Annotated in this window: 8 protein-coding genes; 4 read left to right on the forward strand and 4 right to left on the reverse strand. The window is 75.9% G+C overall.

Going from position 1 to position 10,386, the window contains the following annotated elements; all coding sequences use genetic code 11:
• Positions 1-48: 48 nt before the first annotated feature.
• A complete protein-coding gene (locus tag WDV86_RS03700) occupies positions 49-606 on the reverse strand; it encodes an Lrp/AsnC family transcriptional regulator (RefSeq protein ID WP_445262925.1) in 558 nt (185 codons plus the stop codon).
• Between the two features lie 121 nt (positions 607-727).
• Between WDV86_RS03700 and ald the strand changes: the two genes are divergently transcribed.
• Entirely contained in the window at positions 728-1,840 is a 1,113-nt protein-coding gene (ald, locus tag WDV86_RS03705) for an alanine dehydrogenase (protein WP_339566248.1), read from the forward strand.
• A 47-nt stretch (positions 1,841-1,887) separates the two neighbouring features.
• Here ald and WDV86_RS03710 read toward each other — a convergent pair whose 3' ends face one another.
• Positions 1,888-2,751, reverse strand: coding sequence for an NmrA family NAD(P)-binding protein (locus WDV86_RS03710; RefSeq protein ID WP_339566249.1), 864 nt, complete (start codon positions 2,749-2,751; stop codon positions 1,888-1,890).
• 178 nt (positions 2,752-2,929) lie between these two features.
• Positions 2,930-4,732 (reverse strand): bifunctional lysylphosphatidylglycerol flippase/synthetase MprF, encoded by a 1,803-nt coding sequence (locus WDV86_RS03715; RefSeq protein ID WP_339566250.1) that lies wholly within the window; start codon positions 4,730-4,732, stop codon positions 2,930-2,932.
• A gap of 147 nt (positions 4,733-4,879) precedes the next feature.
• Between WDV86_RS03715 and WDV86_RS03720 the strand changes: the two genes are divergently transcribed.
• Positions 4,880-6,082, forward strand: a complete 1,203-nt coding sequence (locus WDV86_RS03720; RefSeq protein WP_339566251.1) for an alpha/beta hydrolase — start codon at positions 4,880-4,882, stop codon at positions 6,080-6,082.
• A gap of 252 nt (positions 6,083-6,334) precedes the next feature.
• On the opposite strand, the gene WDV86_RS03725 is transcribed toward WDV86_RS03720, so the two are convergent.
• A complete protein-coding gene (locus WDV86_RS03725) occupies positions 6,335-6,958 on the reverse strand; it encodes a GntR family transcriptional regulator (RefSeq protein WP_445262930.1) in 624 nt (207 codons plus the stop codon).
• 465 nt (positions 6,959-7,423) lie between these two features.
• Here WDV86_RS03725 and glyA point away from each other — a divergent pair, with 465 nt between their 5' ends.
• Together glyA and WDV86_RS03735 are read left to right on the forward strand one after the other, a co-directional pair.
• Positions 7,424-8,770: a serine hydroxymethyltransferase gene (glyA, locus tag WDV86_RS03730; RefSeq protein WP_339566253.1), complete on the forward strand. Its 1,347-nt coding sequence runs from the start codon at positions 7,424-7,426 to the stop codon at positions 8,768-8,770.
• Entirely contained in the window at positions 8,767-9,999 is a 1,233-nt protein-coding gene (locus WDV86_RS03735) for a sarcosine oxidase subunit beta family protein (protein ID WP_339566254.1), read from the forward strand. Before glyA ends, WDV86_RS03735 begins: the two co-directional genes overlap by 4 nt.
• The last annotated feature ends 387 nt before the right edge of the window (positions 10,000-10,386 follow it).

The raw sequence follows: 10,386 nt of genomic DNA on the forward strand, positions 1-10,386 counted from the left end.
CGGCCTCACCCAGACCCCGGCAAGCCCGGCGCTGGGCGACCCAGGACCTCAGCGGTGCCGGACGCCCGGGGTCGCCCGTGGCCCGGCGCCGAGCCCCAGCACGTCGGTGCCGGGCCGGTGCTCGAAGACGAGCGAGGTCTCGGTGTGCGCGACGACGGGGTCGCTGGACAGCGACGTGAGCACGAGGTCGCGGAGGGCGTCGGCGCTCGGGGCGAGGACGTGGACGAGGTAGTCGTCGCGCCCGGCGAGGAAGAAGACGTCGGCGACCCCGGGCAGGGCGGTGACGCGGGCGGCGAAGGCCGCCATGGCGGCGGCGTCGTGCGTGCCGAGGCGGACGGCGACGAGCGCCCGCAGGCCGAGGCCCACGCTCGCGGGGTCGACCTCGGCGTGGGTGCCCGTGAGGACGCCGCGCTCGCGCAGCGCTGCGGTCCGGGCGAGCGCCGTCGAGGGCGCGACGCCGACGGCCCGGGCGACGGCGTTGTTGGGGGTGCGGGCGTCGTCGAGCAGGAGGCGCACGACCTTGGCGTCGACGTCGTCGAGGTGCTCTCGAACGGCCTTCGTCACGGGGCTGCTCTGGGGCCGTCGCGTCGAACGTCCTGCGGTCATACCGCCCTCTTCCCACATCTTGACCGGTGGTCCGCCGTCCCGACGAACAGAGTGCCACGATGACGTCGTCGCCCGGCCGGGCGGCGACGCCGGCGCCCAGAGGGCCACGGAGGGAGCGGTCATGCAGGTGGGGGTCCCCCGCGAGGTGAAGAACCGTGAGCAGCGCGTCGCCCTGACCCCGAGCGGCGTCCACGAGCTCGTCGGCCGCGGGCACGAGGTGCTCGTCGAGGCCGGGGCGGGGCTGGGGAGCTCGATCACCGACGAGGCCTACGTCGAGGCCGGCGCCCGCACGGTGCCGAGCGCGGCGGACGCCTGGGGCGCCGGGCTGGTGCTCAAGGTCAAGGAGCCGGTGCAGTCCGAGCACGCCTTCCTGCGCGAGGACCTGCTGCTGTTCACCTACCTGCACCTGGCGGCGGACCGGCCGCTGACGCAGGCGCTGCTGGCCGCCGGGACGACGTCGCTCGCCTACGAGACGGTGCAGCTGCCCGACCGGTCCCTGCCCCTGCTGGCACCCATGAGCGAGGTCGCGGGCCGGCTCGCCCCGCAGGTGGGCGCGTACACGCTCATGAGCAGCCAGGGCGGGCGCGGCGTGCTGATGGGTGGGGTGCCGGGCGTGCGGCCGGCCGACGTCGTCGTCATCGGCGGTGGGGTGTCGGGCGCGGCGGCGGCGCGCATCGCGGTGGGCATGGGCGCCGACGTCACGCTGCTGGACCGCGACATCGCCAAGCTCCGGCACCTCGACGAGGTCTACGCGGGCCGGCTGCGGACCGTGGCCTCCAACCCGCTGGAGCTGGAGAAGGCCGTGCTGGGCGCCGACCTGGTCGTCGGCGCCGTGCTGGTGCCCGGTGCCCGCGCGCCGAAGCTCGTCACCGACGACCTCGTGGCGCGGATGCGCCCGGGCAGCGTGCTCGTCGACATCGCCGTGGACCAGGGCGGCTGCTTCGAGGGCACCCGCCCGACGACGCACGACGACCCCACGTTCACCGTGCACGACAGCGTCTTCTACTGCGTGGCGAACATGCCCGGCGCCGTCCCGCACACCTCGACGTACGCGCTCACCAACGTCACGCTGCCGTACGTGACGGCGCTGGCCGACCGCGGCTGGCAGGCGGCCTGCGCCGCCGACGCCGCGCTCGCCGCGGGGCTGAGCACGCGCGCCGGCGGCCTGGTCAACGCCTTCGTCGCCGAGGCCCACGACCTGCCGTCCGTCGCGCTCGCCGACGCCCTCGCCTGACCCGTTCTCCGTCGGCGCGCCGCGACGCCGCCTCGAGGGGCAGAGGGTCAGGCCTTGAGCGCCTCCGCGACGGCCTCGCGCAGCGGCAGCGGCTCGCGGCCCAGCAGGCGGGTGAGGTCGTCGGTGGTGACCAGCAGCTCGCCGTCGGCGATGCCCCGGTCGACGTCGGCGAACGTCGTCGCCGCCGCGGCGGGCATGCCTGCGCCCAGCAGCACCTGCTCGAGCTCGTCGACCGACATCCGCGCGAGCGTGACGTCCTGGCCCGAGACCTCGGAGAGGGCGGCGGCGACGTCGGCCATGGTGGCCGCAGGGCCACCGAGCGTGTAGACGGCGCCCTCGTGGCCGTCCTCGAGCAGGACGGTGGCGGCGGCCTCGGCGTACTCGCGCCGCAGGGCCAGGCTCACGCGCCCGTCCCCGGCGGCCGTCGCCAGACCGTGCTCGGCGTACGTGGGCAGCTGGGCGGTGTAGTTCTCGACGTAGAAGGCGTTGCGCAGCACCGTGACCGTGAGGCCGGCGTCGGCGAGCACGGCCTCGGTGCCGGTGTGCTCCTGCGCCAGGAGCATCGGCGTGGAGCCGGCACCGGCGATGCTCGTGTAGACGAGGCGCGCCACCCCGGCGGCGGCCGCGGCCTCGACGGCGGCGGTGTGCTGGCGCACGCGGTCGCCAGGCTCGGAGCCCGAGACGAGCAGCAGCCGCTCGACGCCGTCGAAGGCCTCGGCCAACGTCGCGGGCTCGTCCATGTCGGCCCGGCGGACGACGACGCCGCGGGCCGCCAGGTCCTCCAGCCTCTCGACGGCACGGCCGGTGGCGACGACCTGCCCGGGCTCGACGCCGCGGTCGAGCAGGGTCTCGACGACGTGGCGGCCGAGCTGGCCGGTGGCGCCGGTGACGGCGAAGCGGTGGGTGCTCACGGTGTCCTCCTGGGTGCGGGAGCCACGGCAGCACGGTGCTGCGGCGGCGACGGGCACGGCAACACCGCACCGCGGGGCGCCCTTCCGGCGCCGTCGCGCCATCTCGCGGGGGCGAGGTGGTGGCCGCCGTGACGTGCGCCAGCCGTGTAGGCCCCGCCGGCCGGCCTGGGGCTGGTGCTCACGGCGCCCGGTGTCCCGCCGACCCCTCGGGGACGTGGTGGGCGCGGCTTCGCAGCCGGCTCGCCGCCGTCCGCACCGGCGCCAGCGAGCCCACCACCGGCAGCTCGCCGACGACACCCTCGGCGCGGGCCACCGCAAGGCCGTCGCCGGCCAGCGCCGCGAGGCTGTCGACGACGACGTAGCGGGGTCGCCACGCCGGGTCGTACTTGGCGTTGAAGCGCCAGAGCGACTCCACCTGCGCATGTCCGCCGAGGCGGGTGAGCAGTGCCCGGGCGGCCCCCGGCAGCCTCCCCTCCGCCTCCCCGGAGACCACCGTGCGCAGCACGGCGAAGTTGAGCCCGAGGCCCCGCTGCCCGCGCTCGCGCAGGTGCTCGGCGGTCGCGACGACCATGGCGTCGACGACGCCGTTGGGCAGGTCGGCGTCCGTGCGTCGGCGCATGACGTCGAGCGACCACCCGTCGATGCCGGCGGCCGGCACCCACTGGACGAAGCCCACCACCTGCTGCGCCGCGTCGCGCGCCACGGCCAGGAGCAGGTCGTCGTCGGCCGGGTCGGCCAGGCGGGAGAGCGTCATGGAGAACCCGCGCTCGGCCTCGCCGCGCCGGCTCTGCCCGCTCATCGCCACCAGCTCGGCGCGCAGGGCGGGGTCGATCGTCCCCGGGGAGGTGAAGGTCGTGGTGATGCCCGCCCGCCCCACCCGCCCGACCGCCTGGCGCAGCGACTTCATGTGCCGGCCGGCCAGGGAGAAGGTCTGGCAGTCCAGGATGGCCTCGTCCCCGAGGTAGACGGCGTGCATGCCGCTGCCGCGGTAGACGTCCAGCGCGTCCGGGGCGGCGCCGACGACGACGACCGTCCAGCCGTTGCGCTCGGCGTAGGCCCGGAAGTCGGCCCAGGCGGCGGCGAGCTCCTCCGGTGGGCCGACGGGGTCGGGCGAGACCAGGCAGGTGTCGCCGCGGACGGCGTGGGCCACCACGGTGCTGCCGGTGAAGTACCAGTCCTTGTCGTCGCGCAGGGCGAAGTAGGCCAGGGTGTCGCCGCCGTGGCGGCGCACCACCTCGCGGGCCCGCTCGCGCTCGCGTCGGCGTTCCTGCGGCGTCAGGGCCCGGGCCCGCGGCGGGGCGAGCGCGAGCCACAGCGCGCTCGTGGCCAGGCCGGCGCCCGCCAGGGGCAGCACCCGCGCCGACGCCGGCCCGACCCCGGGCACGAGCCCGACGGGGACACCGGCCGCCTGCGCCTGCTCGACGCCGACGAGGCGGGCCGCGGCCTGCTCGACGCTCTCGTCGAGGTCGCGGGCGTGCTGGTGGCCGCCGTAGCCCACCGCCAGCCCGGCGGAGAGCGCGAGGGCCGCGAGCGTGCCGAGCACCGCCAGCCCCGCAGCCCGCGCGAGGGCGGCCCGGCTCGCCCGCACGGGGAAGGCCCGTCCCTGCGTGGCCAGCCACGCCAGCGCGGCGGCGGTGACGAGAGCCTCCTCGACGTCCAGGCCCTTGACCACGTGCAGCACGGCCACCGCGGCGAGCGCGACGACCGAGCCGCCCCAGGCGAGCCGGCTGCCCCGGCGCAGCCCGCGCGCCAGCACGAGCAGGAGGCAGCCGACGAGCGCGGTGAGCCCGGCCGCCGTGGCGGGGACGGCGAAGGGGGTGAGGGCCAGCAGGTCCGCGAGACGCCCGCGCGCCGGCGGCAGCACCGCCGAGGTGAGGGCCAGCGCCCCGGCCGCGGCGCACACGAGCGCGGCGGCGCGGCGGCGTCGGTCGCGGCGCTCGACGTGGTCGGCAGGTCCGCGGCCGTCGGGAGGCGGGGTCACGAGCAGGCATCCTCGCCTCCCGCGTGGCGCGACGTCGGCGGGGCGTCCGGGAGGTCGCCGGGGAGACCCGCCCTCCGCCGCCGGTCGCAGCGCTCTTCCAGCGTGCACCCAGGGGACGGGCAGCCCGTCGGCGGACGCTCTGCGTCTGTGGCCCTCCCCGACGTCCCGGCGCAGACGGCCGCGACCCTGCCCGCCGACGTCCTCGCCGCGCTCTCCACGACCACCGACCTCCTGGCCACGTGGTGGCCGGCGGCGCTGCTGGGGACGGCCGCCGTCGGTGCCGGCGCGCTCGCCGTCCGCGGGCACGGCCGGAGCGGCCGCGCCGGGCCGACCGGGCGCTCGCGGGCCCGCACCGTGGTGGCGGCCATGGCGGCGGTGGTCCTCGTCGCCCTCGCGGGCGCGGCCGGGGCAAACACGGCCAGCGGCTACGTGCCGTCGGTCGCGGCCGCGCGCTTCTGGGTCTCGGGGCACCTCCAGCACGCGGCCGGGCACGTGGAGGGGGTGAGGGTGCCGGTCCGCCCGGGCTCGGGCCTGGACCCGACGACGACGTACGTCTACACCCCTCCCGGCTACGACCCGGACGGCGCGCAGCGCTACCCCGTCGTCTACCTCTTCCACGGCACGCCGGGGACGTCGCAGGACTGGTTCAGCGGCGGGCAGGCCGCCCACACCCTCGACGTGCTCATCGCCCACCACCTCGTGCCGCCGGTGCTGCTGGTGGCTCCGGACCTCGGCTCGCCCAGCACGAGCGACACCGAGTGCCTGGACTCGACCCGCCCGGGCGGCCCCCAGGTGGAGACCCACGTCGGGGACGTCGTGCGCTGGGTCGACGCGCACTACGCCACGGTCGCCGACCCCGGGCACCGCGTTGTCGCCGGGATGTCGATGGGCGGCTACTGCGCCCTCGACCAGGGCCTGCGCCACCCGGAGACCTACGGCGCCATCGCGGCGCTGGAGCCCTACGGCGACCCGGGTGACGGCGGCCGGGCCATGCTGGAGACGCAGGAGCAGCTCGACGCCGTCTCGCCGTCGCACTACGTGCCGACCATGACCTTCTCGCGGCGCACCCCGGTCTTCCTCGACCTCGCCGCCGACGGTGACGCCCAGGCCGCGTCCGACGTCGACGCGATCGCCGACCAGCTCGCCGCCGCAGGCCAGCCCGTGCTCCTGCGCACCGAGCCCGGCACCACGCACAGCTGGACGATGGCCCGCCAGGGCTTCCCCTACGGCCTGGTGTGGACCCTGGCGCAGCTGGGCCTCGCCCCGCCCGCCGGTGCGCAGGCGGCCGCGGCGATGGCCCCGGCGGGCAGCGTCGGCGCCCAGCCGCTCCCGGCAGCCGTCTCCTCCTGACGCGACCGCGCTCCTGGCGCGGTCGCGCGTGCTGCCGCTGCTGCGGTCGACGCTCGGGGTCGCCCAGTCCTGCACGCTGGCCCTGCTAGGCCCTCGGGGTGGGCGACCCGGGTGACCTGGTGGGGGGCGGAGGCGTCGCCACCCTCCACGTCGACACGGGCACGCTCCGCGGACGGGGCGGGCGACACCTGTGCCGCCGCTGGCGGACGGCCGTCGCCCTCGCCGTGGTCTGCAGCGTCGGGCGCGTCGGCCTCAGAGCACGTCGCGCACGGCACGCTCGAAGGCGACGACGTGGTGGAGCGCCAGCTCGGCGGCGTCGTCGTCGCGACCCTCGACGACGGCGTGGAGCAGGTCGACGTGCTCGCCGACGTGGCCGCCGAGCGCGGGCAACCGGTCGAGCACGAGGCACCAGATGCGGGTCGCGAGGTTGTCCAGGCGGACGAGGACGTCCTCCAGGTGCGGGTTGCCGCTGGCCCGGTAGACGCCGCGGTGGACGGCGACGTCGTGGCGCATGAGCTCGGCGGCGTCCAGCGACGCGACGTCCAGACCGCCCACCCGGGCGGCGAGCCCGGCCAGCCCGGCCCGCTCGGCGGCGCTTGCCCGGCGGGCGGCGCTCGCGGCGGCCAGCGGCTCCAGCTGGCGGCGCACCTCGGAGATCTGCCCGAGGTCGGTCATGTCGATGGCGGCGGCGAAGGTGCCCCGCCGCGGGTAGGTGACGACCAGCCGCTCGCCCTCCAGCCGCTTGAGCGCCTCGCGCACCGGTGTGCGGCCGACGTCGAGACGGCGGGCGATGGCGTCGTCCTTGAGCGGCTCGCCCGGGCGGATGTCGAGCAGCAGCAGCGCGTCGCGCAGGTGCTCGTAGGCCATCTCGGCCATCGACCCGCGGACGGCGACGGCCGCCTCCGCCGACTGCGGGGTCACGGCGGGCAGCGCCCCGGTCGGGACGTCGGTCCCGGAGGAGAGGTCCTGCGAGGTCATGCCGGCGCCTCCTCCTCGGTACCCAGGTCCCCGTCCTCCTCCGCGCCCGTGCCGGCCTCCCCAGCCCTCCCCGTGGTGGCGCCCGTGGGCGTCGAGGACGGGCCGGACCCCGCCGGCGACGCCCCCTGGCAGCAGGCGTGGCGCCCCGACGTCGCCCTGCCTGCCCGAGCGGGGAGCCGGCAGCGCGGGGGGAAGACTACCGAGGGCCTCCTCGGCGCCTGCCGGTCCTGCCCTCACGTCTGGTCCTCCTGCTCGCCCGGGGGCGTCGTCGGCCGCCGCGGTGAGGGCTTGACCTCCCCGTGACCTCGACCCTACTGTCCTCGTAACTGATACATCAGTTGCTCGCCGTCGCAGGAGGACCGCATGTCCGCAGGGCTCGACGTCCAGCCCGCCGCGCGCCCGGTGCCGGGCGGCCCGCTCGACCTGCCGCTCGCCGCCGCCGACCCCGTCGTCGCCGCCGCGGTCGAGGCCGAGCTGGTACGCCAGCAGTCCACGCTGGAGATGATCGCCAGCGAGAACTTCGCCCCCCGCGCCGTCATGGAGGCCCAGGGCTCGGTCCTCACCAACAAGTACGCCGAGGGCTACCCCGGCCGGCGCTACTACGGCGGCTGCGAGAACGTCGACGTCGTCGAGCAGGTCGCGATCGACCGGCTCACGGCCCTCTTCGGCGCCGACTACGCCAACGTCCAGCCGCACTCCGGCGCCCAGGCCAACGCCGCCGTCATGGCGGCGCTGCTCAGCCCCGGCGACGCCATCCTCGGCCTGGACCTGGCCCACGGCGGGCACCTGACGCACGGGATGAAGCTCAACTTCTCGGGCAGGCTCTACGACGTCGCCGCCTACCACGTGCGCGAGGACGACCACCGCGTCGACATGGACGAGGTGCGACGCCTGGCCCACGAGCACCGGCCCAGGCTCGTCATCGCCGGCTGGTCGGCCTACCCCCGCCGCCTCGACTTCGCCGCGTTCCGTGCCATCGCCGACGAGGTGGGCGCCTACCTCATGGTGGACATGGCCCACTTCGCGGGCCTGGTGGCCGCGGGCCTGCACCCCTCGCCCGTGCCGCACGCGCACGTCGTCACCTCCACGACGCACAAGACGCTCGGCGGCCCCCGCGGCGGCGTCATCCTCGCCCAGGAGTCCCTGCGCAAGAAGCTCAACAGCTCGGTCTTCCCCGGCCAGCAGGGCGGCCCGCTCGAGCACGTCATCGCCGCCAAGGCCGTGGCCTTCAAGCTCGCCGCCGAGCCCGCCTTCGTCGACCGCCAGCGCCGCACCCTCGAGGGCGCGCAGGTCCTGGCGAGCCGGCTCATGGCCGACGACGCCCGCGCCGCCGGCATCGGCGTCGTCAGCGGCGGCACCGACGTACACCTCGTCCTCGTGGACCTGCGCGACTGCGAGCTCGACGGCAAGCAGGCCGAGGACCGGCTGCACTCCGTCGGCATCACGGTCAACCGCAACGCCGTCCCCTTCGACCCCCGCCCCCCGATGGTCAGCTCGGGCGTGCGCATCGGCACCCCCGCCCTGGCCGCCCGCGGGTTCGACGCCGAGGCCTTCACGGAGGTCGCGGACATCGTCACCATGGCCCTGCTCCCCTCGACCGGCGACGACCAGCTCGTCGAGCTCGGCGCCCGCGTGGAGCGCCTCGCGGACGCCCACCCCCTGTACCCCGGCCTGAACGCCGCCGGCTCCACCCCGGAGGAGGACCGATGACCCCGCGCACCCCGGGCGCCGACCTGCCCGAGCACCCCGACTTCCTCTGGCGCAACCCCGAGCCGAAGAAGTCCTACGACGTCGTCGTCGTCGGCGGCGGCGGCCACGGCCTCGCCACCGCCCACTACCTCGTCAAGAACCACGGCATCACGAACATCGCCGTGCTCGAGAAGGGCTGGCTCGCGGGCGGCAACATGGCCCGCAACACCACGCTGATCCGCTCGAACTACCTCTGGGACGAGTCGGCGGCCATCTACGAGCACTCCCTCAAGCTCTGGGAGGGCCTCGAGGAGGACCTCGGCTACCCGATCCTCTTCAGCCAGCGCGGCGTCCTCAACCTCGCGCACACCCTCCAGGACGTGCGCGACTCGGTGCGCCGCGTCGAGGCCAACAAGCTCAACGGCGTCGACGCCGAGTGGGTCGACCCGGACGAGGTCAAGAAGATCTGCCCGATCGTCAACACCTCCAGCGACATCCGCTACCCCGTCCTGGGCGCGACCTACCAGGCGCGCGCGGGCATCGCCAAGCACGACTACGTCGGCTGGGGCTTCGCCCGTCGCCTCGACGAGGCGGGCGTCGACATCATCCAGGGCTGCGAGGTCACCGGCTTCGAGCGCGACGGCGACCGCGTGACGGGCGTGCGGACGACGCGCGGCGACATCGCCTGCGGCAAGGTCGCTCTCGCCGCCGCCGGCAGCACCTCGGTGCTCACCGACATGCTGGGCTTCCGGGTGCCGATCCAGTCCCACCCCCTCCAGGCCCTCGTCTCCGAGCTCCTCGAGCCGGTGCACCCGACGATCGTCATGTCCAACGCCGTCCACGTGTACGTCTCCCAGGCGCACAAGGGCGAGCTCGTCATGGGCGCGGGTGTCGACTCCTACAACGGCTACGGCCAGCGCGGCGCCTTCCACATCATCGAGCGCCAGATGGCCGCCGCCGTCGAGCTGTTCCCCGTCTTCGCCCGGGCCCACCTCCTGCGCACCTGGGCCGGCATCGTGGACACCACCCCCGACGCCTCACCCATCGTCGGCCGCACGCCCTACGAGAACGTCTACCTCAACTGCGGCTGGGGCACCGGCGGCTTCAAGGCCACCCCCGGCCTCGGCTGGGTCTTCGCCGACACCATCGCCAACGACGAGCCGCACCCCTACGCGGCGCCGTTCAGCCTCGACCGCTTCGTCACCGGCGCCCTGGTCGACGAGCACGGCGCGGCAGCCGTCGCGCACTGACGGACGTACGAGTCGAGCGGGGAGGCGCGTTGCGTAGCGGGTGGCACGGCGGATGCGCTCTGGCACTGGCTCGGCGCTCTGCGGTGCTGCCCGTGGGTGGCATCGGCGCCGGCCTGACGTGCCTGCCGCGCACCCACCGCCCCACCCGCAAGGTCACCTCGGCGGCAGCACCAGACCCGCAGCCATGTGCCGGTCGGGACCTGTCGGCCATGACGCCGGGACGTGGTGGGACGAGCCCGGAGCGGGTGGGGACGGGCGCGCGGCAGGCACGTAAGGCCGGCGCCCGGACCCCAGCGGGTCCCAGCCCCAGCGCGCCGAGCCAGTGCCAGAGCGCGGCCGGCACCAGCCGCGGACCCAGCCACACCCGCGGACCCAGCCACACCCGCG

Origin of the sequence: Pseudokineococcus sp. 1T1Z-3 (assembly GCF_037482365.1) — a bacterium.
Classification (GTDB): domain Bacteria; phylum Actinomycetota; class Actinomycetes; order Actinomycetales; family Quadrisphaeraceae; genus Pseudokineococcus.

Bases quoted from the DNA above. Each gene is read 5' to 3' on its own strand.
- WDV86_RS03700 (WP_445262925.1), bottom strand. From the start codon at position 606: ATGACCGCAGGACGTTCGACGCGACGGCCCCAGAGCAGCCCCGTGACG.
- ald (WP_339566248.1), top strand. From the start codon at position 728: ATGCAGGTGGGGGTCCCCCGCGAGGTGAAGAACCGTGAGCAGCGCGTC.
- WDV86_RS03725 (WP_445262930.1), bottom strand. From the start codon at position 6,958: ATGGCCGAGATGGCCTACGAGCACCTGCGCGACGCGCTGCTGCTGCTC.
- glyA (WP_339566253.1), top strand. From the start codon at position 7,424: ATGTCCGCAGGGCTCGACGTCCAGCCCGCCGCGCGCCCGGTGCCGGGC.
- WDV86_RS03735 (WP_339566254.1), top strand. From the start codon at position 8,767: ATGACCCCGCGCACCCCGGGCGCCGACCTGCCCGAGCACCCCGACTTC.